Genomic DNA, 24570 nt, shown 5'->3' with positions numbered 1-24570 from the left:
GGATGGACAAGTACCAACTAATTAGTTAGGTACTGACCGAAAGGTAAGTGATGACCCCGTACACCTGTGGGCTGGACGCCGCGGCCGACGTCATCGGTGGAAAGTGGAAGCCGCGCATCCTCTGGGCGCTTCACCATGGGCCGATGCGGTTCGGGGAGCTGCGCCGGGAGATCGCCGGGGTGACCGAGAAGATGCTGATCCAGCAGTTGCGCGAACTGGAGTCCCGCGACATCGTGCATCGCGAGGTCTTCCACCAGGTGCCGCCTAAAGTCGAGTACTCACTGACCGAGCTCGGCCAGTCGCTCAACGTCGCACTGGCGCCGCTGGACGCCTGGGGAGCCGAGCACATGGCTGAACTGGAGACCTCACGAGCCGGCTGACGGGTCTCGATTGGGTTTCGCCTGGGTGAGTGGCGTACACTCTTTCCTTGGCTCTTTGTAGCCTCTGTCTCGTCGTGCCCGCGGCTGCCTGACCTCGCGTCAGGAGGGCATCCGAGCCCGGGTTCCGAGCCACAGCGGTAACCATCATTCAGTACGTCATCTACAGAAGTGCGAGGACATGCCCAAAAAAGAGGGAGTCATCGAACTCGAGGGCACCATCGTCGAGGCCCTGCCGAACGCGATGTTCCGTGTTGAGCTGTCCAACGGGCACAAGGTGCTCGCGCACATCAGCGGCAAGATGAGGCAGCACTACATCCGGATCCTCCCCGAGGACCGGGTCGTCGTGGAGCTGTCGCCGTACGACCTCACCCGGGGTCGCATCGTCTACCGGTACAAGTAAGACCACCACCAACACCTGTCGAAGAAAGAAGCTCGATGAAGGTCAATCCGAGCGTCAAGAAGATCTGCGACAAGTGCAAGGTGATCCGCCGTCACGGCCGGGTCATGGTGATCTGCGAGAACCCGCGGCACAAGCAGCGGCAAGGCTGATCCAGCCCCACTCGCGTTTCCTGCACTTTCGCACCACAGCGCGCATGCTCGTCCGGCACCAGCAACAGGCCGGACGTCGCCCCCGGAACAGAGGCCGGGGCCTTGCCGGTGAAGCATCCAATCAGTTGGCGAACTCACCGAGGCGGGCAAGGACGCGGCGCGCCACCACACCTCTGCCGACGAAAGGAACACCGCCACATGGCACGCCTCGTAGGGGTCGACCTGCCGCGCGACAAGCGCATCGAGGTCGCTCTCACCTACATCTTCGGTGTAGGTCGTACTCGCGCCCTGAAGACGCTGGAAGCCACCGGGATCTCCGGTGACAAGCGCGTCCACGAGCTGGGCGACGAGGAGCTGGTGAAGCTCCGGGACTGGATCGAAGGCAACTACAAGATCGAAGGTGACCTCCGTCGCGAGGTGACCGCGGACATCCGCCGCAAGATCGAGATCGGGTCGTACCAGGGTCGCCGGCACCGCAGCGGCCTGCCGGTGCGGGGTCAGCGCACGCGGACCAACGCCCGCAGCCGCAAGGGTCGTCGCAAGGCGATCGCCGGCAAGAAGAAGAAGTGATGACCCGGATGACCGTCGACCACCCCAGGAGCAACTGACCTATGCCTCCCAAGAGCCGCAGCGCGGCCGGCGCGAAGAAGGTGCGCCGCAAGGAGAAGAAGAACGTGGCCGCCGGCCACGCGCACATCAAGAGCACGTTCAACAACACGATCGTGACGATCACCGACCCGACCGGCGCGGTCATCTCGTGGGCTTCCGCGGGCACCGTCGGCTTCAAGGGTTCGCGCAAGTCGACCCCGTTCGCCGCGCAGATGGCCGCCGAGGCCGCCGGGCGCCGGGCGATGGAGCACGGCATGCGCAAGATCGACGTGTTCGTGAAGGGTCCCGGCTCCGGCCGTGAGACCGCGATTCGTTCGCTGGGTGCGGTCGGCCTCGAGGTCGGCACCATCCAGGACGTCACCCCGACCGCCCACAACGGCTGCCGCCCGCCGAAGCGGCGCCGGGTCTGATCTTTCGAGAGGAGCGAGAACAACCATGGCCCGTTACACCGGACCGATGACCAAGAAGTCGCGCCGTCTCGGGGTCGACCTCGTCGGTGGCGACAAGGCGTTCGAGCGCCGTCCGTACCCGCCGGGTATGCACGGCCGCGGCCGCCCGAAGGAGAGCGAGTACCTGCTCCAGCTGCGGGAGAAGCAGAAGGCCCGCTACGCGTACGGCGTACTGGAGAAGCAGTTCAGCCGGTACTACCAGGAGGCCTCGCGGCGCTCCGGCAAGACCGGTGACAACCTGCTGATCATCCTGGAGTCCCGGCTGGACAACGTGGTTTACCGCGCCGGCCTGGCCCGGACCCGGCGGCAGGCCCGTCAGCTCGTCGTGCACGGTCACTTCACCGTGAACGGCGTGAAGGTGAACATCCCGTCGTACCGAGTCGCCGCGCACGACATCATCGATGTCAAGCCGAAGTCGGTCGAGACGACCCCGTTCATCATCGCCCGGGAGACGCACTCCGAGCGCGTCGTCCCGGCCTGGCTCGAGGTGCTGCCCGAGCGGCTGCGCATCCTCGTCCACCAGCTGCCGACCCGGCAGCAGATCGACACCCAGGTCGCCGAGCACCTGATCGTCGAGCTCTACTCGAAGAACTGATCCGGTTCCGGCCGGTGGCCTCCGGGCCGCCGGCCGGACGGGTCTGTTTCTTCACCATCGCGACCTCAAATAGTGGTCGTCGCGAGAAGACAAGGAACACGAAGTGCTTATTGCCCAGCGCCCCACCCTGACCGAAGAGGTCGTCGACGAGCACCGTTCGCGGTTCGTGATCGAGCCGCTCGAGCCGGGATTCGGCTACACCCTCGGCAACTCCATCCGCCGTACCCTGCTGTCCTCCATCCCGGGTGCCGCCGTGACCAGCATCAAGGTCGACGGTGTCCTGCACGAGTTCTCCACCGTGGCCGGGGTGAAGGAGGACGCCACCCAGCTGATCCTGAACCTGAAGGACCTGGTCGTCTCCTCCGAGCACGACGAGCCGGTCACCATGTACCTGCGCAAGCAGGGCCCCGGTGACGTCACCGCCGCGGACATCGCGCCGCCGGCCGGTGTCGAGGTGCACAACCCGGACCTGAAGATCGCCACCCTGAACGAGAAGGGCCGGCTCGAGATGGAGCTGGTCGTCGAGCGGGGCCGGGGCTACGTCTCGGCGATCCAGAACAAGTCCGCCGACGCCGAGATCGGCCGGATGCCGGTCGACTCGATCTACTCGCCGGTGCTCAAGGTCACCTACAAGGTCGAGGCCACCCGTGTCGAGCAGCGCACCGACTTCGACCGCCTCGTGGTCGACGTCGAGACCAAGCCGTCGATGCTGCCCCGCGACGCCGTCGCGTCGGCCGGTAAGACGCTGGTCGAGCTGTTCGGCCTGGCGCGTGAGCTGAACGTCGAGGCCGAGGGCATCGACATCGGCCCGTCGCCGGTGGACGAGCAGATGGCGGCCGACCTGGCCCTGCCGGTCGAGGACCTGCAGCTGACCGTCCGGTCGTACAACTGCCTCAAGCGTGAGGGCATCCACACCGTGGGTGAGCTGATCTCGCGCAGCGAGCAGGACCTGCTGGACATCCGCAACTTCGGCTCCAAGTCGATCGACGAGGTCAAGCTGAAGCTGGCCGAGATGGGCCTGTCGCTGAAGGACTCGCCTCCTGGGTTCGACCTGCGTGCGGCCGCCGAGGCCTACGGCACCGAGGCCGAGGACGAGGACGAGAGCTTCGCCGAGACCGAGCAGTACTGAGTCAACCCACCCCGGGTCCGTGCGGGCCTGAGATTCTTGGAGTAAGAGATGCCAACCCCCACCAAGGGTGCCCGGCTGGGCGGCAGCCCGGCGCACGAGAAGCTGATCCTCAGCAACCTCGCGACGTCGCTGTTCGAGCACGGCGCCATCACCACCACCGCGGCCAAGGCCAAGCGCCTGCAGCCGCTGGCCGAGTCGATGATCACCAAGGCGAAGCGTGGTGACCTGACCTCGCGCCGCCAGGTGATGAAGCGGATCAAGGACAAGAGCGTCGTGCACGTGCTCTTCACCGAGATCGGCGAGCGGTACGCCGACCGTCCGGGCGGCTACACCCGGATCACCAAGCTCGGCCCGCGCAAGGGTGACAACGCGCCGATGGTGAAGATCGAGCTGGTCGAGGCGCTGGCCGACTCGCCGAAGGCGAAGACCGCCAAGAAGGCTCCGGCCAAGAAGGCGGCGGCGAAGGACGACAAGGTCGAGGACACGACCGACGAGAAGGTCGAGGACGAGGCCAAGGTCGAGGACGTCGCGACCGAGGACGTCCAGGACGTCGTCGAGGACACCAAGACCGAGGACGCGAAGACCGAGGACAAGTAAGTCCCCCGGCCTGAGTGCACCAACAGGGCCCCCTCACCGCACGGTGAGGGGGTCCTGTTGCGTTAGATTGCCGTGTGCGCTGGCGGATCGACCTGAGGTACGACGGAACAGCCTTCCACGGCTGGGCCCGTCAGGAGGGTCTCCGGACGGTGCAGGGTGTGCTGGAGGAGACGCTCGGCGTCGTACTGCGGCTGCCGCAGCCGCCAACCGTCACCTGCGCTGGCCGGACTGACACCGGCGTACACGCCCGGGGCCAGGTGACCCATGTGGATGTCGAAAGCGCTGTAGAGCCCTTGAGGCTGCTCAGAAGCCTGAACGGCGTACTACCCGAGGACGTGGCCGTCACAGCCGTCAGAGCGGCTCCAGAAGGCTTTGACGCGCGCTTTTCCGCTCTGGCCCGTCGCTACGTGTACCGCCTGTGTGACGACCCTGCAGGCTGGGACCCGCTGCAGCGCGGCTATGTACTGCGAGTAGGCCGTCCGCTGGACGTGGACCGCATGAACGCTGCCTCCGCAGGACTGCTCGGCGAGCACGACTTCGCCGCCTTCTGCAAGAAGCGTGAAGGCGCCAGCACTGTCCGGGCGCTCCTGGAGTACACCTGGCAGCGGACGGCTCCCGGACTCCTGGAGGGCACTGTGATCGCTGATGCGTTCTGCCACTCCATGGTCCGGGCTCTGGTGGGCGCGCTGATCCCAGTGGGTGACGGACGACGTGACGTCGACTGGCCAGCCGCCGTACTCGCTGGCAGGGTGCGGCACTCGGCTGTGTCGGTCCTGCCGGCGCACGGCCTCACCCTGGAGGAAGTGCGCTACCCAGCCGATGACGAGCTGGCCGCACGGGCACTGCAGGCCCGCCAGGTCAGGGGAGAGGTGCACCACCGTGGCTGACCACTACTTCTCGGCGGAGCCCGGGTCGACGGACGTACGGCGTACTGTCGAAGCCCGGATCTGGGGACGCGACTACACCTTCACCACAGCGACCGGTGTGTTCTCGAGGGACCGGTTGGACATCGGTACGGCGGTACTGCTGCGCGAGGTGGAGCCGCCGACCGGTCCGGGGACGTTCCTCGACCTCGGGACCGGCTACGGGCCGATCGCCTGTGCGCTGGCGGTCGAGGCGCCGACGGCTGACATCTGGGCGGTCGACGTGAACACGCGGGCGCTGGAGCTGACCGCGGAGAACGCCCAGCGGGCCGGCGTGGCCGATCGGGTGCACCCGGTGCTGCCGGACGGCGTACCGGAGGATGTGCGGTTCGACCAGATCTGGTCCAACCCCGCGATTCACATCGGCAAGCCCGAACTGCACAAGATGCTGCTGCACTGGCTGGCGCGGCTGAGCCCTGGCGGGGTGGCGTGGTTGGTCGTCGGCAAGAACCTGGGTGGCGACTCGCTGCAACGCTGGCTGACCGACCAGGGCTACCCCTGCGAACGAAAGGCCAGCGCCAAGGGCTTCCGCGTCCTCCGCGCGGTCACCGGCCACTGATCTGGTTGCCCGCCTCACGAGGATTCGTGCTCGCGGCCGCTGGCTTGTGGCTGGTCGTGACTCCTGGCGCCGACCCTGCTGCCACCTGACCGGTCATCGCCACCGACTGGGACATGTGCGTATCGCTCATGCCTCGTGCGGCGTAGTGGTCCTTGGCGTCAGCAATCTGAGCGCCCGCCTGAGTCCCCAGGATTCGGCCACGTTCGGCGTGGTTGCGGGTGATGAAGGCGAACCTGCTCGCCGGCCTGGCGACGTGTTCGAAGGCAGCCCGCACCTCCGGGACCAGGACGGCGTCGACTTCGTGCCGGCCCGCGGTGTCGCGCGGTGCGTCCTTGCCGAGGCCCAGGGCGACCGCCTTGCCGAACCTTTCCTCCGGCGGCGTGGTCAGCAGTTGGGACACGACTTGGAGCTGGGTGGAACGGGACAGTTGGCCGACCGACTCGGTGAGTGCGGACGCCGCCCGGCCCGCGGGGCTCAGGGGCATCGCCTCGCCGGGCGGCCGCGATTCGCCGTACCCGAGCGTTGCCATGACCTGGTCGGTCCGCAGCTTCGCGTAGACCTCGGCCAGGCCGTCTTTCATCGCCTGCTCGGCCGGATCACCGGGACCGTCGGGTGAGTGCAGGCGGGCGGCCTCGCGGGTCACGACGAAGACGGCCTGCCGGACGTCGGCCTGGAGGTTCGGGTCCAGGGGGCGCTGGGCCGTGTGAGCCTCGGCGAGCGGTGCGAGCACTTTCTGCGCGTCGAAGGCCAGCGAGCGGTCCGGCCGCGTCTGGCCGAGAGTGCCGTCGTTGGTCGCCTCCAGGGCGCCGTTCCAGGACGCGGCCCGCGGCTGGGTCTGGAGCACCCAGGCCACGTTGGCCTGGCCTCCGGACAGCTCGCCATGCACGGAGCGCACGATCGCCGAGACCTGGGCGTACGCCGGCTCGACCGCCGGGCCGGCCACCGGAGCCGGCGCGCTTCCGGCGAACGTCTCGAGGTGCTGATTCGCCGTACGCACGGCCTCCTCGACCAGCTCGCGGCCCTTTGAGCGCGTGTCCTGCCCGGCCTCGGCGGCGGAGGCGCACGCCACGAAGCCTTTCTTGAGGTCCTTGACGAGCAGGGCCTGGATCCGGGCGGCGTCCTCGGAGTAGACCTTGTCGGCCAACCGGTAGTCCGGTTGCATCCGGGCGCCGAGCCGCTGGTCGACCAGGGGTCGGGTCAGCACGTTCCAGCGCTCGGCGGGCGGAGTGGCCTGGAGCTGCTTGCGCAGGTCGTCGGGCTCGACGCCGGTCGCCTCGCCCACTCGTTCACAGAGTGCTTCCGCCGCACCCTGCAGAGCGGGATGCGGGTCGTCGGTCGGCAGGTCCTTGATCCCCGGGAAGCCGTTCTCCAGCCGCAGCTGGTCGATGACGTGTGGCATGTACGACGCTGCGGTGTTCGCGCGCAGTCCGGTGTCCAGGGCCCGGCCGGCGTCGTCTTCCGGAGCGGGTTCGTTGTAGAGGTCCAGATAGGTGCGGACGAAGGCACCCACCGCGTTGTGGACGCGCCTGGTCACCTCGGGCTCCGGGTATGGGTCCGTGGACAGCCGCGCGAGGTACATCTGGTCAGAGGCGTAGGCGAGGTAGTAGTAAGTGCCACCGCTCAGCGTCATCGAACCATCGGCGTGCGCGATCCCGTCGTACGTATGCTCGGCCGGCGGATTCTGCTCCACGTACACCTGCTGGTTCCAGCGGTTGGCCCGCGTGGTAGACGCACTCAGGCCGTACGCCAGGTTGTCGAAGATCTGCCACGCTCGGGTGGTTCGCCTGTCCAGAAGCACTCCACGATCCATGAGGTGTGATGCTATTTGCCGACCGTGTCAAACCGGCGAACGGTTGCAACGGATCGGGCGGATTCGCCGTCCTGAGGGTATGGAGGCAGCCTTGGCGGCAGCAGAGGCACGGACGGGCCCGATCGACTTCGAGCTCTGGGTGAGCGAGAAGGCGGACGCGCTGCTGCGCTTCGCCTACGTCCTGACCGGGGACAAAGCCCTGGCCGAGGACGCGGTGCAGGACGCCCTGACGACCGCCTGTGCCCGCTGGAGCCGGGTCAGCCGCGCCGACGACCCCGAGGCCTACGTGAAGCGCATGGTGGTGAACGCCCACATCTCCTGGTGGCGTCGCTTCCGCCGCCGTGAGGCACCTGCTGCCGACCCGGTCCGGATCGGGTCACCGGCTCCGGACGGCGCCGCGGACCGGGCCGAGTCCGACGCCGTCTGGGCCCTCTGCGCGACACTGCCGGACAAGCAGCGGGCAGCCGTCGTACTGCGCTTCTACGAGGAGCTCTCGTACGCCGAGATCGGTGCACTGCTGCACTGCGCGGAGGCAACCGCCCGGTCGCATGTCCACCGGGCACTGGCAGCACTGAAGACCACGCTGAGCAAGGAAGGAGCCGAGGATGCCTGAGCACGAGCCTGAGCAGGAGCTCGGCCCCAAGATCGCCGACGCGTTCCAGCACCAGGCCGACAGGGCTACTGGTCTGCGGGGCAGCGGTATGGCCGCGGAGGCACGTCGGCGGGTGCGTAAGCGGCGGCAGGGGATGACCATGGCCGCGGCGGCCGTAGTGGTCGCCGCAGCGATCGGAGGCGTCTGGAACGCGGTCGGTGACTCGCCGACGATCGCCTCGAACGCCAGTGACAGCAAGGCGGGCAGGGAGAATGCGGAGGGGCCCGGTACGACTGAGCGGCAGGTGCCGCCATTCGCGGATGCGGGTTGTCCGACCGACCATCCGATCCTGCAAGCGGGGGAGCACACCGCCGTACCGCGGGCGACAGGGCTGGACGTCGAGACGCCGGTGTACGGGCTGCAGGCGTGCCGCTACCGGCTGACCCCGGGCGCCACCATGCTGCTCGGCCAGCAGCGCTTCAACGCGTCCATCGCGCAGCAGGTGGTCGACGCGATCAAGGTGCTGCCCGAGCGGAACCCGGACCTCCCGGTGTTCAAGTGCACACCCCAGGCCGCCCGGCCGTCGGAGGCGATCGTGCTGCGGTTCGACACGTCCGTCGGCGTACGGGAGATCTGGGTGCAGTACGACGGCTGCGACTCGGCCGGCTTCTTCACCGGCTCACGCACCTTCGGTCTGTACGCCGCACCACTCAAGCTGTTCATGACCGGCACGGTCCGCCCGACCGGTGGCACCTACCTGGACGCCCTCGAGGACTGGTGACCTCACTCGACGGCATCACCGCGATCCCTGCCGTCGTAGCAGGTCACTCGAGCGGGCGATCGTGCCCGCGCTTCGGATTGAGGTTCCGCTTGGCGCTCGGCGGGTTCGAACCCTCGGCCGCCTGCTCACCACCAGCGGGGCCAGACCGCTGAGCATCCAGGAACTTCCGCAATCCATCCACCTGACCCGCAGGCTGCTGGTGCTGCCAGGCCTGCACGACCTGTTCAAAGGTCTGACCCGCCGGTTGCTGGGGTGGTTGCTGGGCGGCTGTGGCCTGCTCCCGTTGCCAGGCGAGCACTTGGTCTTCCCAGGTCTCCTGTGCCGGCTGTTGCGCTGCGTTGGCTTGCTCGCGTTGCCAGGCGAGGATCTCTTCCTCCCAGGTCCGGGCAGCCTGCTGTTGTGGTTCCTGTGATTCTTGGCGAGCCTCGCCGTTCTCCGCCTGGTCCAGCACCCGGCTGACCTCCGCCAACGTCGTCTTGGCGATCTCGGTGCCGCGCTGGGCCCTCAGGTCGCCGTTGTCGAACTCGACGGCCAGCACCGGGGCGAAGTTCTCTTCCAGCGTCCGCTCCAGCCGACCGCGAAGCTCCGCCCGGTCGCCGGTGATCCGGTCGCTCCGGGGTTCGACCACCAGGTCCGCGATCACCCCGAAGCGCTCGTCCGACCTGGTCTGCTGGAGCCGTTGAGCGACGTCCTCGGCGGGCAGGCCGCTCAACCTGGCAACCCCGTCGACCAGCTTGGTGCTGGCCGCCTGCAGGGCGGGGTAGGCATCGACCGACCGCTGCATGAGCAACTCCGGGTACCTGACGTCCAGATTCAACGCCTGGATCACGTGGTGGACGTTCTGCTGGGCCCAGTTCTCCGCCAGGCCTTCTTCGAGGGCGAGTTCGGCGGGCGTGTGCCGGACGCTTCCGTCGGTGCCCCGGAGCTCCTGGCACAGATGGAAGCTCTCGTGGGTGAGAGTGACGAGCGCATCCCGCAGACTGGTCAGCTCGTCGGCCGTCAGGTCTTCGCCCGCGAGCGCCCGCCGCAACGGTTGCAGCACGGCCGCGTCGCTGACGGCCATCCCGCCGTCCGGACCCGCCGCCCCGTCGGCGCCGCTCAGCTCGAAGTAGACGCGCGAGTTCCACCGGCTCCGCTGCCCGGTGAGCCGCTTGACGGTCTCGACGACCAACGCCACCGAGTAGTAGTCGCGGGATCGGGGGTCCAGCAGTGCGCCGCGCCTAAATCCCATCGGCTGCTTCGAGCTCTGCGATCAACCGGTTGAGAGTGTTGTTCATCCGCCGTACGGCGCTCGCCTCCCGCACCGGGGCGTGGCCTGCCAGCACGGCGATCTCGTCGCTCAGCCGTCGTAGCTCGCTGAGACGTTCCGGGGCGCGACCTTGCAGCGAAATGCCCCGGGCGACCAGCCGCTCCGCCACGCGGAATTCGGGGCTGGTGCCGCCCCGCGGTCCGGCCGCCATCGCGGGCAGACCCTCGACGCGGGCGATGGCACGCCGGCGCCACAGCGCGTCCTGGATCTGTTCGGCCTGGTGCCGCAGTCGGGCACTCTGGACGGCCACGGTGACCTGGTCGGCGCCGCTCAGCCGCAAGGCCAGCTGCCGCACTTCCGCATCCACCGCGTGGAAGGCGGACTCACCGCTCATGGTGTAACTCAACTCCCCGTTCGGTCCCCGCAACTTTAACCGGTCGCGGGGAACGAGCCCGGGTTGTCAGACTGGTGGGATGGGTCACGTGGATGTGGGTGGGGTCGGGTTCGAGTTGCCGGATGGGCGGGTGTTGCTGGATGACATCACGTTCCGGGTCGGGGACGGGGCCAAGGTCGCGCTGGTCGGGGCGAACGGGTCGGGCAAGACCACGCTGACCAGGATCATCGCGGGTGACCTGAAACCGCACAGCGGCAGCATCTCGCGGTCCGGCGGGCTCGGCGTGATGCGGCAGTTCGTCGGCTCGGTGCGGGACTCCTCGACTGTGCGCGACCTGCTGCTGTCGGTCGCCCCGGAGGCGATCCAGACCGCCGCGGCCAAGCTGGACCAGGCCGAGCTGGCGATGATGGAGGCCGACGACGAGAAGACGCAGCTCAAGTACGCCCAGGCGGTGGCGGACTGGGGCGAGGTCGGCGGGTACGACGCGGAGGTCCGCTGGGACGTCTGTACGACGGCCGCCCTCGGCATCCCGTTCGACCGGTGTCGCTGGCGCGAGGTGAAGACCCTCTCCGGCGGTGAGCAGAAGCGCCTGGTCCTGGAGGCCCTGCTCCGCGGTCCGGACGAGGTCCTGATGCTGGACGAGCCGGACAACTATCTCGACGTACCCGGGAAGCGCTGGCTGGAGGAGCAGCTCCGCACGACCGACAAGACCGTGCTCTACATCAGCCACGACCGGGAGCTGCTGGCCAACACCGCCACCCGGATCGTCACGGTGGAGCTCGGTGCCGCCGGCAACACGGTGTGGACACACGGCGGCGGCTTCAAGACGTACCACGAGGCCAGGCGGCACCGGTTCGAGCGGTTCGAGGAGTTACGCAGGCGCTGGGACGAGGAGCACGCCAAGCTCCGTGCGCAGATGCTGATGTACAAGCAGAAGGCGGCGTACAACTCCGACATGGCGTCGCGCTACCGGGCCGCGCAGACCCGGCTGCGCAAGTTCGAGGAGGCCGGGCCGCCACAGGCGATCCCACGGGAGCAGAAGGTCAGCATGCGGCTGACCGGCGGCCGCACCGGCAAGCGCGCGGTGGTGTGCACCGGCCTGGAGCTGACCGGTCTGATGAAGCCTTTCGACCTCGAGGTCTGGTACGGCGAACGCGTCGCCGTGCTGGGGTCGAACGGGTCAGGCAAGTCGCACTTCCTTCGGCTGCTCGCCAACGGTGGTTCCGACCCCGATGTCGAGCACAGGCCGGTCGGCGACGTACAGATCGCGCCGGTGGCGCACACCGGGAACGCCAAGCTGGGTGCACGGGTGCGACCGGGCTGGTTCGCGCAGACGCATGAGCACCCGGAGCTGGTCGGCCGCACGCTGCTGGAGATCCTGCACCGGGGTGACGAGCACCGGGAGGGCATGGGTCGCGAGCTGGCCTCGCGGAAGCTGGACCGGTACGAGCTGGCGCATGCGGCGGAGCAGACCTTCGACAGTCTGTCCGGTGGCCAGCAGGCCCGCTTCCAGATCCTCCTGCTCGAGCTGTCGGGTGCCACACTCCTCCTGCTCGACGAGCCCACCGACAACCTCGACGTCGAGTCAGCCGAGGCCCTGGAGGAAGGTCTCGACTCCTTCGAGGGCACAGTTCTCGCGGTGACCCACGACCGCTGGTTCGCCCGCGGCTTCGACCGCTACCTGGTCTTCGGCGCCGACGGCTCGGTCTACGAATCCAATGAACCGGTCTGGGACGAAGGCCGCGTCGAACGCGCTCGCTGACCCGTACAGTTCTCCCACACCAACGAGGGGGACTCGTATGTCTACCGACCTGGCTGTCCGGTGGGCCAGCACCGTCGTACCCAGCTGGCTCTACCGGTGGCTGATGCCGGCAGCGTGGATCGCCGCGGCTGCGGTGACACTGCTGACCGTTGACGACGTGCCGTGCTCGGAAGATCCCGCGATCTGCGCTCCGGATGTGGCGTACTCGCTCACGCTGGTTCCGTTCTTGGCCTCGCTCGTCCTGTGGTGGTGGCAACCCCGCGCTGCCGCGGTCGCCGGGCTGGCGTTCCTCGTGGTGCAGCTCTGGTACGACGATGGCGCGGTGATGGTCGAGTGGGCGCTGTATGCGACCGCCTGCGCCGCACTCCTCAGCTGGTGGGCTGTCAGTCGCCGCAGGCAGGTTGCACTGACGGCAGCCCTGCCGAGGAAGCAGGTGGTGGTCCCTGCGGCGAAGCCGTTGGGACTGTCTGGCCGGCTCGTCGTTGCGGTGTTGCTGGTGGTGGTCGGGGCGGCCGCTCTCGGGGTCATGAGGTGGCAGGACGGGCAGGAGCAAACACATGTACGGCGAGCCGTCGCGCAGACGGCTGTGGTCGTCTCCGCGTACGACGGTGACCTGACGCTCCAGCTGCCGGATGGCAACAAGCGAGTCATCAGTGTGCTGGACGAGTACGCGCCCGGGACGCAGATCCCGGTGCTGGTCGATCCGGCCGACGACGAGTGGCTCCGGCTGCGGGATGAGCCCGCCGACTACACGTACTGGTACACGGTGGCCGGAGGCGCGTGGTTGCTGGCGATTCTCCTCGTCCTGCGGGACATCCGCCGGCGTCGGGCCTGGCGCCGTACGTCGTGGACTGGGAACGGTCTGCCAGTCCGGATCGACCCGGACGTCTCTGGGACCTTCGCCGTGCGCTCAGCCGACGGAGCTGTCCTCTTCGGCTTCGTCTCGGTCGATCCGGACGATGACGAGACGGCCGACCGGCTGTCCACCGCCTTCGACCTGCTCGACGAGGAAGAGGCTGCCGGTGCACCGGTATCACTCCGCCGGGAGTGGGCGCAGACACTCCGGCGCTACCAGGACGAGGCATTACTGGTTGGCGACATGACGGAGGGCAGTTGGCCGACGGTGCTGGTCGGAGACGTCCCGCTCCGTCCGGTGGCTCCACTTCGAGCGCCGCGGCGTACGCCGTGGAGTGTCGAGTCGGTCGAGAGCCTCCCGATCGAGCTCGACCCGGACGATGACGACGACTCCGGAACAGAGACCCGGGTCGAGTCGGCCAAGGAGGTGCCGACGCTGCCGTGGGAGGTGCCGATCGAGCCCGTGCCATGGTGGTGCCGTCCGGCGCTGATCGCGGTTGTCCTGGCCGCGCCCATCGCGGCGGGTGCACTTGCGAGCTGGGGCGAGTGGGGCGGGGCGATAGCAGCAATGGGAACGGGCGGAGGCGTGATCCACTACCTCGAGCAGCGCGTCTTCTATCGCGTCGTCGCCGCGGCGACGGAAGTCCGGATCCGGACCGGCTGGTTCGAGCGAGTCGTGGACTGGCGATCGGTGGCTTCGGTCGAGATCGAGGAGGACCGCGTGAGCATCGAGGCCGACGAGGACTGGCACGTGGTCGGTGGCATCCGGACCGGACAGACAGCCCATGTCGCCGCGGTGTTCGAGGCACTCCGCCTGAGAGCACGCACTGGACTGCCCGGGCACGCCGGCCGTCGCCGGATCGCGCCTCCTCTCCTGATCGAGGGTGGCTACCTCGTCGTCTGCGTCCTGTTGCTGGCGCTCATGCGCTGGAACCCGTTCTAAACGGCTGTGCACCAGCCGTCGCGGTAGGCGGTCCAGTGGGCCGGGGTAGCGGTGAAGTCGACGTACAGGGCCAGGCCGAAGTTCTGGCGGTTCGAGGTGCCTAGAGCGAGCCGGGCGCCGCGGACCGCTGCGGCGACCGTCTCAGCGTGGCCCCAGTGGGAGGGGTTGCTCTCCCAGTAGGCGGGCAGGCCCATCAGCAGGTCCGTCGACGCCGGCGTTGCCTCCAGGGCGAGCTTCGTTTGCTGGGCGACGTAGCCGCCGTACAAGGACTCCAAGGGCATCGCGGTGTCGTAGGACATCACGGCGATCTGCTCGACCCGGCGGGCGACCTCGGCGAAGTAGTCCTGCGACCACCACTTGCCCTCACCGGCCACGGCCAGCGGGATGGCGTTGACGCGCCACAGCGGCTCGAGCTGCGCTGCCGCGACGGACAGCGGTACGCCGCGCTTCGCCGTCAGGACATGCGTTTCGTCCAGTACGGCGAGGAAGCCGGCCGACCCGGAGTGCACCGGCTCGAAGTCGAAGTGGATGCCCTGAAACCCCTGATCGAGTACGGCGGCCGACGACGTCACGACCCGCGTCCGGACAGCAGGGTCGTCCAGGTCCATGCCCGGGTTCTTCCCAGGCTGCACGAGGTCACCGAGCCAGGCCTGCACGCGCACGTGAGGTGCAGCAGCCCGCATGGCCGACGTGAACCAGCGAGCCCGGGGCGACACCTCCGACAGCGGCAGCGAGCCGTCATGCTCCAGCGGACCGGCGTGGACGTAGAGATCCCGAATTCCGGTGCCGTCGAGCTGCCGGGCCAGTGCGGTCACGTCGGCCGCGGTCTTCCGCCCGTCCACCCAGGCATGGCCGAGCCACAGGGCATCGTTGTTCCGCGTCCGCGCCTCGGTTGCCGGCTCCCCGACGTACTGCACTCGCAACGACACGGCGTACGCCCCCAGTGGTACGGGCACGAGCAGTACGAAGGCCAGTGCCAGGACCATCACTACTCGACGCTTGCGGGACCAGGCCCTCCAGCGCCGCCTCACGGACGCAGGCCGTCGAAGATCAGCCCGAGCATCCGGTCGCGGACCTTCGGCTCGAGCCCGACCGCGGTCGCGCCGCGAGACGCCCCGATCAGCAGCGCGTAGACCTCGGCCAGCCCCGCGTCACGCCGTACGGCGCCGTCCTCCTGGGCCCTGGTGAGCAGCGTGTCGAAGGCGGCCCGCAACTCACTGCCCGCCTTCTTGGCGTCCACACCGGCGGCCGTGCCGGCCGCGGTGAGTGCCTCGGCGATCGCCAGCTTCGACGCGGACTCGGACACCACCTGGGTGAAGAACCCGAAGAACGCCGCACCCGGTTGGTTGCTGTCGGCAAGCTCGATGGCCCGGTCCCGGAGCCGCTCCAGCCGGAGCGTGAGCACCGCTTCGAGCAGCTCGACCTTGGTCGGGAAGTGCCGGAACACGGTCGCGATGCCGACACCGGCCAGCTTGGCCACGTCGTCGGTGGACGCGTTCGGCGACCGGCCGAACACCTCGTCCGCCGCGGTCATGATCCGGGCCCGGTTGTCCCGCGCGTCTGCTCGCACCCTGCTCCCTTCTCCGCTCTTCAGCCTAGGAGACGCCGCCGCCGGTCGATGGGTTGTAACCGAAGTTATCACTCCGTATATTCGGAGTCATTACTTCGTTTACCCGAAAGGTCCGCCGATGACTCCCGAACAGGTCTTCCGCAAACTCGTCCACGGTGTCGCCGACCGCGACTTCGACTCGCTTCCCGCGCTGTACGCCGAGCAGACCGACGTACGCCATCCGATGCACCCGTACGGCGACCGGCCGCTGCTGACCCGGGACGCACTGCGCGAGCACTTCGGCCTGAATGCGCCGCGGGTGGCCGGCACGGTCCGGTTCAAGCCGGTCAACATCCGGGTCCACCACACCGCCGACCCGGAGGTGATCGTCGCCGAGTTCGAGTACGCCGGGACCGTGATCGCGACCGGGGAGCCGTTCACCGTGCCGTGCGTGTTCGTGCTGCGCGTCCGCGACGGGCTGATCGTCGAGTCCCGCGACTACATCGACCACGTGGCGATGATCCGTGCCCGTGGCGGCGTCGAGGACCTGATCGAACACCTGCGGGAACCGGTGAGCGCCCCGGCCGCGTCGTAAGCGGCAGAGGCGCCGGGTGGCCCCGGACCGAGGCACTGAGCCCGCCCGGGGCCATCTCCAACTTCTCAAGCCCGCAGCCGGAGTGGCGACGTGGACAGGGCCTTCGCGGCGATGACCAGGCCGGCGGCCGCCAGCACGATGTCCTTCAGCACGTACTGCGCCTCCAGCGTCGGAGTCCCCGGGAACAGGTCGCCGAAGAACAGCACCAGCGGCGACATGATCCCGATCAGCGAGCCCCCGAGCACCAGCAGCCCGGTCCGCAGGAACTTCCCGGTGACCAGGGTCAGCCCGATGAAGCACTCCATCAGCGCGGTCAGGAGTACGGCGTTCCGCCCGTCGACGATGCCGAAGGTCAGGGTGTCGATGGTCCGCATCACCAAGGCCTCCGCCGGGCTCGCACCCGGAAAGAACTTGAGCACGCCGAACCCGAGGAAAATCAGTCCGAGGCTGACCCGGAGGATGTCGACACTCTGCCGCCCGAGCCAGTCGGCGAGCTTGTTTCCCCTGTAGAGCAAGGCGTTCATGATGGTTTCTCCCTGTCGCAGTCGATGACCACAACAGCGTCGCCGTCAGCGTGCCTCTACCGCGTCGGTCGGTCGAAGGCACTTCCTCTACCCCAGCCGCGGTACAACTCAGGGGAACCCTGAGGCCGGCGGGAGTACGTCACTCCAGCCGACGACCGTCCAGTTTCAGCCGGCCCACGGTGGTTTCCGGGAATCGTCCGCGGTCGCGTACCTCCGGATGAGGCTCGATGGTCACGGTCCGTCGCTCGGTCCGCGCGGCGGGTGGGGGTCGGTGAAGCCGTACTGCCGGCCGAGTTCGGCTGAGCGCACGACGTGGCCCGTGAAGCGCATGACATCGGGGTCGGCGGCCAGGGCCGCGACCGCCCGGCCGATGAACTGGGGCGACTCCGAGTCGGACAGGTCGAACACACCGGCACGCAGGACTGACTCGGTGCGCACCAGGCCCGGATACAACGACACGGCGGCCACTCCGTGCTCGCGCAGTTCGTGGCCCATGCAGGCGACCATGCGGTCGGTCGCCGCCTTCGCCACGCCGTAGCTGACGCCGGCGTCGTCCTTGCCCGCCGCGTCGGACGAAACGTTGACGATCAGACCCGACCCCTGGGCCACCATCGTCGGAGCCGCCGCCACGCTGGTCACGTAATGCGCGCGCACACCGGCCTGGAACATCGAGTCCCAGCGGTCCACCGGCACGGTCCAGAAGCCGCGCTCGAGCCAGAACTCCGTGCCGTCCCAGAAGTGCTCGTAGCCGCCCCAGACGTTGTTCACCAGTACGTCGAGGCGGCCGGTCTCCGCCACCATTCGGGCAACGGCGTTCCTCGTCTGCTCGTCGTCGCGGTGGTCGCACACGATCGCCACCCCGCGCCCGCCGAGGGCGGTCACTTCCTCGGCCGTCTCCTGCACGGTGCCGGCGAACGGCGTCGTCGGCGTTCCACCGGCCTCGGCCCGGCCGGTGACGTACACGGTCGCTCCCTGCTCACCCAGCCCGAGAGCGATCCCCTTCCCCACCCCACGACTCGCCCCGGTGACCAGGGCGACCTTCCCATCGAGCGTGCCCATCCACCGAAGCTAGCCGGTCTCGGCAGTTGACGCCGCCCCTGGCTGGGCCGGCCCAAAAACAAGAACGGCCCCTCGGATCGAGGGGCCGTTTCGAGGTTGGGGTCAGCGGTCGCCCATCGGGACGTACTGGACGCCGCGTGCGCCGGTGTAGATCTGCTTCGGGCGGGCGATCTTCTGGTCGCCGTCGTTCAGCATCTCCAGCCACTGCGCCAGCCAGCCCGAGGTGCGCGGGATGGCGAACAACACGGTGAACATCTCCGGCGGGAACTCCAGGGCCTCGTAGATCAGGCCGGAGTAGAAGTCGACGTTCGGGTAGAGCTTGCGGGAGACGAAGTACTCGTCCTCCAGCGCGATCTTCTCCAGCTCGACGGCGATCTTCAGCAACGGGTTGATCCCGGTCACCTCGAACACGTCGTCGGCGGCCTTCTTGATGATCTTGGCCCGCGGGTCGTAGTTCTTGTAGACCCGGTGGCCGAAGCCCATCAGCCGCTCGTCGCCGTTCTTGACGCCCTCGATGAACGACGGGACGTTGTCGACCGAGCCGACCCGGCGGAGCATCTTCAGGACGGCCTCGTTGGCGCCGCCGTGCAGCGGGCCGTAGAGCGCGCCGATGCCGCCGGCAACCGCCGTGTACGGGTCGACCTGGGTGGAGCCGATCGCCCGGACCGCGTTCGTGGAGGCGTTCTGCTCGTGGTCGGCGTGCAGGATGAACAGGATCTCCAGTGCGCGCACCAGCCGGTCGTCGGCGGCGTACTTGGGCTCGCTCATCTTGAACAGCATGGACAGGAAGTTCGCCGTGTAGCTGAGCTCGTTGTCCGGGTAGACGTACGGCTTGCCCTGGGCGTGCCGGAAGGAGAACGCGCCCAGCGTCGGCATCTTCGCGATCAGCCGCCGGATCTGCAGCGCCCGGGACTCCTCGTCGAAGATGTTGCGCGACTCGGGGTAGAAGGTGGACAGCGCGCCGACCGAGGCCAGCAGCATGCCCATCGGATGGGCGTCGTACCGGAAGCCCTGCATGAAGGTCTTCAGGTTCTCGTGCACGAACGTGTGATACGTCACGTCGTGGGCCCAGGCCTCGTACTCCGCCTTGTTCGGCAACTTGCCGTTGACCAGCAGATAGGCGACCTCGAGGTAGTTCGACTGCTCGGCGAGCTGCTCGATCGGGTAGCCCCGGTACTCCAGGATGCCCTCGTCGCCGTCGATGAAGGTGACGGACGAGCGGCACGAGGCGGTGTTCACGAACCCGGGGTCGTAGGTGGCCAGGCCACCGTCGCCGTCGGATGCGCTGATCTGCTTGAGATCGGCGGCACGGATGGTGCCATCGGTGATGGCAAGGTCGAAGTCCTTGCCGGTCCGGTTGTCCCGGACGGTGAGCGACTGATCGGTCACAATGCCCTCTTCGGAAGCTGGCGTCATCGCCTGGTGAGTGAGGGTTTATCGTCAGCCGGCGGGACGCGGTTCGGACTGCAATCTTCACCGCTAAACTAGTGCGGTCGGGGTCTGCTTCCAAGCCGGGGTCCCCGGCGGGGATTTGCTCGCTTTGACCCGGGGCCGACACCGCCGGTATTCTGGGCTGCTGTTGTGCGTTCCAGGTCCCAGCCCGTCGGCGGACCGCTCGCCGACGTACCAGTTTTGTCAACCTCTGAGAAACGAAGGTCAACGACCGTGCGCACGTACAGCCCGAAGCCTGCTGACGTCACCCGCGAGTGGCACGTGATCGACGCCACCGACGTCACGCTCGGTCGGCTCGCCGTCCAGATCGCCACCCTGTTGCGCGGCAAGCACAAGCCGACGTTCGCGCCACACGTGGACGGCGGTGACTTCGTCGTCGTCGTCAACGCCTCCAAGGTCGCCCTGTCCGGCACCAAGCGGACGGACAAGCTGGCGTACCGCCACTCGGGTCACCCGGGTGGTCTGACGGCCACGCCGATCGGCGAGATCCTCGACAAGGACCCTCGCAAGGCCGTCGAGAAGGCTGTCTGGGGCATGCTGCCGAAGAACCGCCTGAGCCGGAAGCTGCTCACCAAGCTGAAGGTGTACGCCGGTCCGGAGCACCCGCACACCGCCCAGCAGCCGAAGCCGTTCGAGATCACCCAGATCGCCCAGTAAGCGATCGACGAGTCAGGTAAACGAGGATTCCCAGCGTGAGCGACATCACCACCGAGACCGAAGAGTTCGACCCCGAGGTCCCCATCGACAACGAGGGCCCGGTCGCCTACACCTCCGAGACGAACCCGACTCCGGAGCAGCGCGCCGAGACGGGTCGTGTCGCGGTGATCAACCCGGCCGGCGCCACCGGCCGCCGCAAGGAGGCCGTCGCCCGCGTCCGGATCGTGCCGGGCAGCGGCCAGTGGAAGATCAACGGCAAGCCGCTGGACGTCTACTTCCCGAACAAGGTCCACCAGCAGCACGTGAACGAGCCGTTCGTCGTCGCGGGCCTGGAGGGCTCGTACGACGTGATCGCCCGGATCAACGGCGGCGGTATCACCGGCCAGGCCGGTGCGCTGCAGCTGGGTGTGGCCCGGTGCCTGAACGAGGCCGACCAGGAGGCGAACCGCCCGGGTCTGAAGAAGGCCGGTCTGCTCACCCGCGACGCGCGGATCAAGGAGCGGAAGAAGGCCGGTCTCAAGAAGGCCCGCAAGGCGCCGCAGTACAGCAAGCGCTGATCATCTGATGGGGCGTTTGTTCGGCACGGACGGAGTCCGTGGCCTGGCGAACGTGGACCTGACCGCGGAGCTGGCGCTCGACCTCTCGGTCGCGGCGGCTCACGTACTCGGCGAGGCCGGTGCCTTCGAAGGGCACCGGCCACGCGCCGTTGTGGGGCGGGATCCACGCGCCAGTGGTGAGTTCCTGGAAGCCGCCGTGGTGGCCGGTCTGGCCAGCGCCGGCGTCGACGTGGTCCGGCTCGGCGTGCTGCCGACGCCGGCCGTGGCCTACCTGACCGGCTCGACCGGCGCCGACCTCGGCGTGATGCTGTCCGCCAGCCACAACCCGATGCCGGACAACGGCATCAAGTTCCTGGCCCGCGGCGGGATCAAGCTGGACGACGTGATCGAGGACGCGATCGAGGCCCGGATGGGCGAGGAGTGGCAGCGTCCCACCGGTGCCACCGTCGGCCGGGTGTTCGACGACGGGCAGGGTTTCGAGACGTATGTCTCGCACCTGGTCCGCTCCGCGCCGAACCGGTTCGACGGTCTCAAGGTCGTCATCGACTGCGCCAACGGCGCCGCCTCGCAGACCGCGCCGGAGGCCCTGCGCCGGCTCGGCGCGGAGGTGATCACGTACGCCGCCGCACCCGACGGGCTGAACATCAACCTGAACTGCGGCTCCACCCACCTGGACGGCCTGCAGCGCGAGGTGCTCGGCCACCGGGCCGACCTCGGCATCGCCCTCGACGGTGACGCGGACCGCTGCCTGGCCGTGGACGCCAACGGCGAACTCGTGGACGGCGACCAGATCCTCGCCATCCTGGCGCTGGCGATGCGCGACAGCGGCCGGTTGTCCAACGACACCGTGGTCGCCACCGTGATGAGCAACCTGGGCTTCGTCCAGGCGATGGTCCGGGAGCGGATCGCGGTCGAGCAGACCAAGGTCGGCGACCGGTACGTGCTGGAGGCGATGAAGGCCGGCGGTCACAAGCTCGGCGGTGAGCAGTCCGGGCACGTGATCCTGTCCGACCACGCCACCACCGGCGACGGCACGCTGACCGCGGTCATGCTGCTCGCCCGGATCTCCCAGACCGGCAAGACGCTGAGCGACCTGGCCGGCGCGATGACCCGGCTCCCGCAGGTGCTGGTCAACGTCAAGAACGTGGACAAGTCCCGCGCCGGCACCGACCCGACCGTCCAGGCCGCCGTCGCCGCCGCCACCACGCGGCTCGGCGACACCGGCCGAGTCCTCCTGCGCCCGTCCGGCACGGAGCCCTTGGTCCGGGTGATGGTCGAGGCCGAGTCCTCCGACACAGCCCACGAGATCGCCCACTCCCTGGCCGACGTGGTCGCTTCTTCGTTGAAGCTCTGAACACCTTCTGGGGGCCCCGGACAAGGTATTTCCTGTCCGGGGCCCCTGTCGTTTGTCCAGGCCCTCTGGAGCGGGTGTCCCAGAGCGTGCCGACGAACTGGCTCACGTGGTACGCCGTGGACGGCTTGTTCGGGTCGTTGTCGACGTGGGTCCACCTGGACACCATCAGGTGCAGGTTGTCGGTGCCGCGGGTGGACCACGGGTGGACGAAACCGCCGTACCGGGCTGGCCAATGCGACTTCAACTCCGGTCAGGTGACTGAGATGTCTACTGAGGGGCGGAGTTTGGCGGCTGCGGAAAGGGCCTCGTGGGTGGGGTTCGCGAGGAAGTTGGTGATGAGGGTGGGGTTGGCGGGGTTGTGCAGGGTGGGGAGAGCGATCTGTTCGTAGGCGGCTTGGAAGCGGGGGCCCCAGCGGCGGGTGCCGAGGCGGGCGGTGCGGGAGCAGTTGTCGACCATGTAGGCGACGTCGCGGGCGTGCATGTAGGGCAGGAGTGAGTCGACCGCCTCGATGATCGACTCGTTGACGATCTCGGACCACGGGTGGCCGCGGTCGGCGAACTCGTCGACCTGGGCGACCATCGTCGCCACGAACAGGCCCGCGGTCAGCGGGTCGATGGCGGCCGGCGTCGTGCCGCGGCGGGCGTGGACCGCGGGGCCGTGGGACCACATGGGGCTGCCGCCGATGCGGGACATCGGGCGGGTGGTGAGGCGGTTCTCGGCCAGGATGACGCTGCGGAGTTCGGTGCCGTCGGCAACTTCATCGTAGATCTCGGCGATGACCTCCCGGGCCGGCGCGTAGCCGGCGGTATAGGCCCTGTCGAACAGGTCCCGTCCCTCGTCGGTCAGGGCCGCGCGGACGGCGGGCAGTCCGGCCGCGGAGATGGTGCGCGCGATCGGCCCGGTGATCGCTTCGGTGGAACGCTCGTACGCCGAGACCGGATCGGCGCCCTCGAGCCGGAAGTGACGGTAGAGCGCCTCGACCAGACCGTGCACCGCACCCAGCAGGATGGCGCGTTCACCGACGATGTCGGACTTGTACTCGTTCTCCAGCGTGGTGGCGAAGGTGTACGGCGACCCCAGCGCGACGGACCAGGCCAGCGCACGATCCGTGGCATGTCCGTCCGGATCGGCGTGGACGGCGATGCTGGCGTTGATCCCGGCGCCGTTCACGGTCGCGCCCTGCTCGTACAGGCGTCGTACCGAGTCGCCCATGCCCTTGGGGCACACCGCGATCACCGGGTGTCCGGCGGGGAAGTCGCCGCCGATGGCCTTGAGGTGGCCGAGCAGGAAGCCGTGCGAGAGTCCGATCGTCGCGCCGGGCTTGAGGACGGCGAAGATCCGCTCGTGCTCGGCGGCCAGCGCGGCGTCGGCGATGAGCAGGATGACCAGCTCGGACGCGGCGGCCACTGCCAGCCAGTCGCCGAGGGTGCCGTCCTCCTCGGTGAAGCCGTGCTTGCGCGCGTCGTCCGCCGAGGCCGAGCCCGGTCGCAGGCCGACGGCCACAGTCACGCCGGTCCCGGTCAGCGAGTCGCGCAGGTTCTGGGCCTGGGCGCGTCCCTGCGGTCCCCAGCCGATGACGCCGATCCGCCGCACGCCGTGCAACGCCTCGGGCAGCAGCGGGAAGAGGTCCCGGCCGCCGCGCAGGATGGTCTCCGTTCCACCCGGAACGGTCATGGTCTCGGTGCGGAAGACCGACGAGGTGAAGGTGCTCATGCCGTGTAGTCAAAACGTCTGAGAGCATTGCGGCAAGCGCAACATCCGAATCGCACCGTTGCAGGGAGTGGAAGATGGAGCATCGCGAGCTCGAGTTGTTCCTGCACCTGGCGCGCACCCTGAACTACGGGCGCACCAGCCTGGAGTGTCATGTCAGCGCGGCCACGCTGACCAGGACGATCCAGCGACTCGAGGTCCGAGCCGGCGCGCGGCTGCTCGACCGCGGCCCGCGCGGCGTCGTACTGACCGCGGAGGGTCAACGCTTCACGTCGTACGCCGAGCAGGCCCTGACGCTGTGGGAGGACTACCACGCGGGTGCAGGGCAGGCAGCCGATCTGGTGGGGGAGTTGCGCGTCTTCGCCACAGTCACGGCCTGTCAGGCGTTGCTGCCCGACCTGCTTGCGCCTTTGCGGGCAGCGCATCCGCAGATCCGGCTCGACGTTCGGACGGGCGATGCGGCGGCGGCGCTGGCCAGGCTCGACGAGGGCGAGGTGGACGCGGCCGTCGCGGGCATCCCGAAGCGCCTGCCTCAAACGCTGGTGACTCGCACTGTGGCCGTCACGGATCTCGTGCTGGTGACAGCCGGCGACTCCACAGCGGACGGGCCGTTCGTCGTACCTGCTCGCGGCTTGGTGCGCGAGAAGGCGTTCCGGTGGTTCCGGCGCAAGGGGATCAAGCCGGTGATCACAGCTGAGCCGGACGGGCACGAAGCGCTCCTCGCCCTGGTGGCCCTCGGCTGCGGCACTGGGATCGTGCCGCGCCTGGTCCTGGAGTCCTCGACGACGGCCAACCGCCTGACGGAGCTCCCCGCTGACCTCGAACCGCTCACGATCGGTCTGTGTGCTCGCCGCGCCGACCTCCGCCGGCCGCTGATTGCGGCCTTGTGGGGACTGGCCTGAGTACGCGCGGAGAAGCCGCAACCCTGGGCTTCTC

At 68.5% G+C, this 24570-nt stretch carries 28 protein-coding genes; 19 read left to right on the top strand and 9 right to left on the bottom strand.

The features are described from left to right. The first annotated feature begins 50 nt into the window (after positions 1-50). The 10 genes from AB0F43_RS32450 (at position 51) to AB0F43_RS32405 (ending at position 5790) form a co-directional block, all read left to right on the top strand. Positions 51-380, top strand: coding sequence for a helix-turn-helix domain-containing protein (locus tag AB0F43_RS32450; RefSeq protein WP_360485616.1), 330 nt, complete (start codon positions 51-53; stop codon positions 378-380). A 178-nt stretch (positions 381-558) separates the two neighbouring features. After that, positions 559-780, top strand: a complete 222-nt coding sequence (gene infA, locus AB0F43_RS32445; protein WP_012923661.1) for a translation initiation factor IF-1 — start codon at positions 559-561, stop codon at positions 778-780. A gap of 35 nt (positions 781-815) precedes the next feature. After that, entirely contained in the window at positions 816-929 is a 114-nt protein-coding gene (gene rpmJ / locus AB0F43_RS32440; protein ID WP_008361054.1) for a 50S ribosomal protein L36, read from the top strand. A 198-nt stretch (positions 930-1127) separates the two neighbouring features. Next, the gene (gene rpsM, locus AB0F43_RS32435; protein ID WP_012923660.1) at positions 1128-1499 is read left to right on the top strand and encodes a 30S ribosomal protein S13; all 372 of its coding nucleotides are present in this window, start codon (positions 1128-1130) and stop codon (positions 1497-1499) included. A 41-nt stretch (positions 1500-1540) separates the two neighbouring features. Further along, the gene (gene rpsK / locus AB0F43_RS32430) at positions 1541-1948 is read left to right on the top strand and encodes a 30S ribosomal protein S11 (protein WP_360485612.1); all 408 of its coding nucleotides are present in this window, start codon (positions 1541-1543) and stop codon (positions 1946-1948) included. Positions 1949-1973: 25 nt separating this feature from the next. Next, positions 1974-2582 carry a 30S ribosomal protein S4 gene (gene rpsD / locus AB0F43_RS32425; protein ID WP_360485609.1) on the top strand — a complete coding sequence of 203 codons (609 nt, stop codon included), beginning with the start codon at positions 1974-1976 and terminating at the stop codon, positions 2580-2582. 103 nt (positions 2583-2685) lie between these two features. Further along, entirely contained in the window at positions 2686-3711 is a 1026-nt protein-coding gene (locus tag AB0F43_RS32420; RefSeq protein WP_337003748.1) for a DNA-directed RNA polymerase subunit alpha, read from the top strand. 48 nt (positions 3712-3759) lie between these two features. Beyond that, positions 3760-4308: a 50S ribosomal protein L17 gene (rplQ, locus tag AB0F43_RS32415; protein WP_360485606.1), complete on the top strand. Its 549-nt coding sequence runs from the start codon at positions 3760-3762 to the stop codon at positions 4306-4308. Between the two features lie 74 nt (positions 4309-4382). Beyond that, the gene (gene truA / locus AB0F43_RS32410) at positions 4383-5195 is read left to right on the top strand and encodes a tRNA pseudouridine(38-40) synthase TruA (protein ID WP_360485604.1); all 813 of its coding nucleotides are present in this window, start codon (positions 4383-4385) and stop codon (positions 5193-5195) included. Then, a complete protein-coding gene (locus tag AB0F43_RS32405; RefSeq protein ID WP_360485600.1) occupies positions 5188-5790 on the top strand; it encodes a methyltransferase in 603 nt (200 codons plus the stop codon). Before truA ends, AB0F43_RS32405 begins: the two co-directional genes overlap by 8 nt. Here AB0F43_RS32405 and AB0F43_RS32400 read toward each other — a convergent pair. Next, entirely contained in the window at positions 5777-7600 is a 1824-nt protein-coding gene (locus tag AB0F43_RS32400) for a hypothetical protein (RefSeq protein WP_360485597.1), read from the bottom strand. The genes AB0F43_RS32405 and AB0F43_RS32400 overlap by 14 nt on opposite strands. Positions 7601-7691: 91 nt before the next feature. On the opposite strand from AB0F43_RS32400, the gene AB0F43_RS32395 reads away from it, so the two are divergent. Continuing rightward, positions 7692-8213, top strand: a complete 522-nt coding sequence (locus AB0F43_RS32395; protein WP_360485594.1) for a SigE family RNA polymerase sigma factor — start codon at positions 7692-7694, stop codon at positions 8211-8213. After that, positions 8206-8973, top strand: a complete 768-nt coding sequence (locus AB0F43_RS32390; RefSeq protein WP_360485591.1) for a hypothetical protein — start codon at positions 8206-8208, stop codon at positions 8971-8973. Before AB0F43_RS32395 ends, AB0F43_RS32390 begins: the two co-directional genes overlap by 8 nt. Before the next feature lie 43 nt (positions 8974-9016). Here AB0F43_RS32390 and AB0F43_RS32385 read toward each other — a convergent pair whose 3' ends face one another. Both AB0F43_RS32385 and AB0F43_RS32380 read right to left on the bottom strand, forming a co-directional pair. Beyond that, a complete protein-coding gene (locus tag AB0F43_RS32385) occupies positions 9017-10204 on the bottom strand; it encodes a hypothetical protein (protein WP_360485588.1) in 1188 nt (395 codons plus the stop codon). Beyond that, the gene (locus AB0F43_RS32380) at positions 10194-10616 is read right to left on the bottom strand and encodes a hypothetical protein (RefSeq protein ID WP_360485585.1); all 423 of its coding nucleotides are present in this window, start codon (positions 10614-10616) and stop codon (positions 10194-10196) included. The genes AB0F43_RS32385 and AB0F43_RS32380 overlap by 11 nt, the downstream gene beginning before the upstream one ends. A 79-nt stretch (positions 10617-10695) precedes the next feature. On the opposite strand from AB0F43_RS32380, the gene AB0F43_RS32375 reads away from it, so the two are divergent. Both AB0F43_RS32375 and AB0F43_RS32370 read left to right on the top strand, forming a co-directional pair. Next, on the top strand, positions 10696-12378 hold the full coding sequence (locus AB0F43_RS32375) for an ATP-binding cassette domain-containing protein (RefSeq protein WP_360485582.1): 1683 nt from the start codon (positions 10696-10698) through the stop codon (positions 12376-12378). A 37-nt stretch (positions 12379-12415) separates the two neighbouring features. Beyond that, positions 12416-14176, top strand: a complete 1761-nt coding sequence (locus tag AB0F43_RS32370) for a hypothetical protein (protein WP_360485579.1) — start codon at positions 12416-12418, stop codon at positions 14174-14176. Here AB0F43_RS32370 and AB0F43_RS32365 read toward each other — a convergent pair. Together AB0F43_RS32365 and AB0F43_RS32360 are read right to left on the bottom strand one after the other, a co-directional pair. Then, positions 14173-15162, bottom strand: coding sequence for a hypothetical protein (locus AB0F43_RS32365; RefSeq protein ID WP_360485576.1), 990 nt, complete (start codon positions 15160-15162; stop codon positions 14173-14175). The two genes, AB0F43_RS32370 and AB0F43_RS32365, sit on opposite strands and share 4 nt — an antisense overlap. Before the next feature lie 41 nt (positions 15163-15203). After that, complete coding sequence (locus tag AB0F43_RS32360) at positions 15204-15746, bottom strand: TetR/AcrR family transcriptional regulator (RefSeq protein WP_360485574.1); 543 nt, start codon at positions 15744-15746, stop codon at positions 15204-15206. A 118-nt stretch (positions 15747-15864) separates the two neighbouring features. On the opposite strand from AB0F43_RS32360, the gene AB0F43_RS32355 reads away from it, so the two are divergent. Continuing rightward, positions 15865-16320, top strand: a complete 456-nt coding sequence (locus AB0F43_RS32355; RefSeq protein ID WP_360485571.1) for a nuclear transport factor 2 family protein — start codon at positions 15865-15867, stop codon at positions 16318-16320. Between the two features lie 65 nt (positions 16321-16385). On the opposite strand, the gene AB0F43_RS32350 is transcribed toward AB0F43_RS32355, so the two are convergent. The 3 genes from AB0F43_RS32350 to AB0F43_RS32340 all read right to left on the bottom strand — a co-directional run bounded on the left by AB0F43_RS32350 (position 16386) and on the right by AB0F43_RS32340 (position 19292). Then, positions 16386-16844 (bottom strand): DoxX family protein, encoded by a 459-nt coding sequence (locus AB0F43_RS32350; RefSeq protein ID WP_360485568.1) that lies wholly within the window; start codon positions 16842-16844, stop codon positions 16386-16388. 231 nt (positions 16845-17075) lie between these two features. Continuing rightward, a complete protein-coding gene (locus tag AB0F43_RS32345; protein ID WP_360485565.1) occupies positions 17076-17903 on the bottom strand; it encodes an SDR family NAD(P)-dependent oxidoreductase in 828 nt (275 codons plus the stop codon). 102 nt (positions 17904-18005) lie between these two features. After that, positions 18006-19292, bottom strand: coding sequence for a citrate synthase (locus AB0F43_RS32340; protein WP_360485562.1), 1287 nt, complete (start codon positions 19290-19292; stop codon positions 18006-18008). A gap of 276 nt (positions 19293-19568) precedes the next feature. Between AB0F43_RS32340 and rplM the strand changes: the two genes are divergently transcribed. From rplM to glmM, 3 genes are read left to right on the top strand one after another with little or no spacing between them, the layout of a single operon-like run. Beyond that, positions 19569-20012: a 50S ribosomal protein L13 gene (gene rplM / locus AB0F43_RS32335; protein WP_131286311.1), complete on the top strand. Its 444-nt coding sequence runs from the start codon at positions 19569-19571 to the stop codon at positions 20010-20012. Positions 20013-20056: 44 nt separating this feature from the next. Continuing rightward, the gene (rpsI, locus tag AB0F43_RS32330; RefSeq protein ID WP_360486061.1) at positions 20057-20569 is read left to right on the top strand and encodes a 30S ribosomal protein S9; all 513 of its coding nucleotides are present in this window, start codon (positions 20057-20059) and stop codon (positions 20567-20569) included. A gap of 7 nt (positions 20570-20576) precedes the next feature. Beyond that, a complete protein-coding gene (glmM, locus tag AB0F43_RS32325; protein WP_360485558.1) occupies positions 20577-21923 on the top strand; it encodes a phosphoglucosamine mutase in 1347 nt (448 codons plus the stop codon). A 250-nt stretch (positions 21924-22173) separates the two neighbouring features. On the opposite strand, the gene AB0F43_RS32320 is transcribed toward glmM, so the two are convergent. Then, a complete protein-coding gene (locus tag AB0F43_RS32320) occupies positions 22174-23637 on the bottom strand; it encodes a ketol-acid reductoisomerase (protein WP_360485555.1) in 1464 nt (487 codons plus the stop codon). 74 nt (positions 23638-23711) lie between these two features. Between AB0F43_RS32320 and ilvY the strand changes: the two genes are divergently transcribed. After that, a complete protein-coding gene (ilvY, locus tag AB0F43_RS32315) occupies positions 23712-24536 on the top strand; it encodes an HTH-type transcriptional activator IlvY (protein WP_360485552.1) in 825 nt (274 codons plus the stop codon). Positions 24537-24570 lie beyond the last annotated feature (34 nt).

Source organism: Kribbella sp. NPDC023972, from assembly GCF_040639075.1.
GTDB lineage: Bacteria > Actinomycetota > Actinomycetes > Propionibacteriales > Kribbellaceae > Kribbella.
This window is presented reverse-complemented; position numbering and strand designations above follow the sequence as displayed.

Bases quoted from the DNA above. Each gene is read 5' to 3' on its own strand.
- rpsD (WP_360485609.1), top strand. From the start codon at position 1,974: ATGGCCCGTTACACCGGACCGATGACCAAGAAGTCGCGCCGTCTCGGG.
- AB0F43_RS32380 (WP_360485585.1), bottom strand. From the start codon at position 10,616: ATGAGCGGTGAGTCCGCCTTCCACGCGGTGGATGCGGAAGTGCGGCAG.
- AB0F43_RS32355 (WP_360485571.1), top strand. From the start codon at position 15,865: ATGACTCCCGAACAGGTCTTCCGCAAACTCGTCCACGGTGTCGCCGAC.
- rplQ (WP_360485606.1), top strand. From the start codon at position 3,760: ATGCCAACCCCCACCAAGGGTGCCCGGCTGGGCGGCAGCCCGGCGCAC.
- glmM (WP_360485558.1), top strand. From the start codon at position 20,577: ATGGGGCGTTTGTTCGGCACGGACGGAGTCCGTGGCCTGGCGAACGTG.
- AB0F43_RS32400 (WP_360485597.1), bottom strand. From the start codon at position 7,600: ATGGATCGTGGAGTGCTTCTGGACAGGCGAACCACCCGAGCGTGGCAG.
- AB0F43_RS32370 (WP_360485579.1), top strand. From the start codon at position 12,416: ATGTCTACCGACCTGGCTGTCCGGTGGGCCAGCACCGTCGTACCCAGC.
- AB0F43_RS32385 (WP_360485588.1), bottom strand. From the start codon at position 10,204: ATGGGATTTAGGCGCGGCGCACTGCTGGACCCCCGATCCCGCGACTAC.
- ilvY (WP_360485552.1), top strand. From the start codon at position 23,712: ATGGAGCATCGCGAGCTCGAGTTGTTCCTGCACCTGGCGCGCACCCTG.
- AB0F43_RS32350 (WP_360485568.1), bottom strand. From the start codon at position 16,844: ATGAACGCCTTGCTCTACAGGGGAAACAAGCTCGCCGACTGGCTCGGG.
- rpmJ (WP_008361054.1), top strand. From the start codon at position 816: ATGAAGGTCAATCCGAGCGTCAAGAAGATCTGCGACAAGTGCAAGGTG.
- rpsK (WP_360485612.1), top strand. From the start codon at position 1,541: ATGCCTCCCAAGAGCCGCAGCGCGGCCGGCGCGAAGAAGGTGCGCCGC.
- AB0F43_RS32320 (WP_360485555.1), bottom strand. From the start codon at position 23,637: ATGAGCACCTTCACCTCGTCGGTCTTCCGCACCGAGACCATGACCGTT.
- infA (WP_012923661.1), top strand. From the start codon at position 559: ATGCCCAAAAAAGAGGGAGTCATCGAACTCGAGGGCACCATCGTCGAG.
- AB0F43_RS32345 (WP_360485565.1), bottom strand. From the start codon at position 17,903: ATGGGCACGCTCGATGGGAAGGTCGCCCTGGTCACCGGGGCGAGTCGT.
- rpsM (WP_012923660.1), top strand. From the start codon at position 1,128: ATGGCACGCCTCGTAGGGGTCGACCTGCCGCGCGACAAGCGCATCGAG.
- AB0F43_RS32450 (WP_360485616.1), top strand. From the start codon at position 51: ATGACCCCGTACACCTGTGGGCTGGACGCCGCGGCCGACGTCATCGGT.
- AB0F43_RS32365 (WP_360485576.1), bottom strand. From the start codon at position 15,162: ATGGTCCTGGCACTGGCCTTCGTACTGCTCGTGCCCGTACCACTGGGG.
- AB0F43_RS32390 (WP_360485591.1), top strand. From the start codon at position 8,206: ATGCCTGAGCACGAGCCTGAGCAGGAGCTCGGCCCCAAGATCGCCGAC.
- AB0F43_RS32375 (WP_360485582.1), top strand. From the start codon at position 10,696: ATGGGTCACGTGGATGTGGGTGGGGTCGGGTTCGAGTTGCCGGATGGG.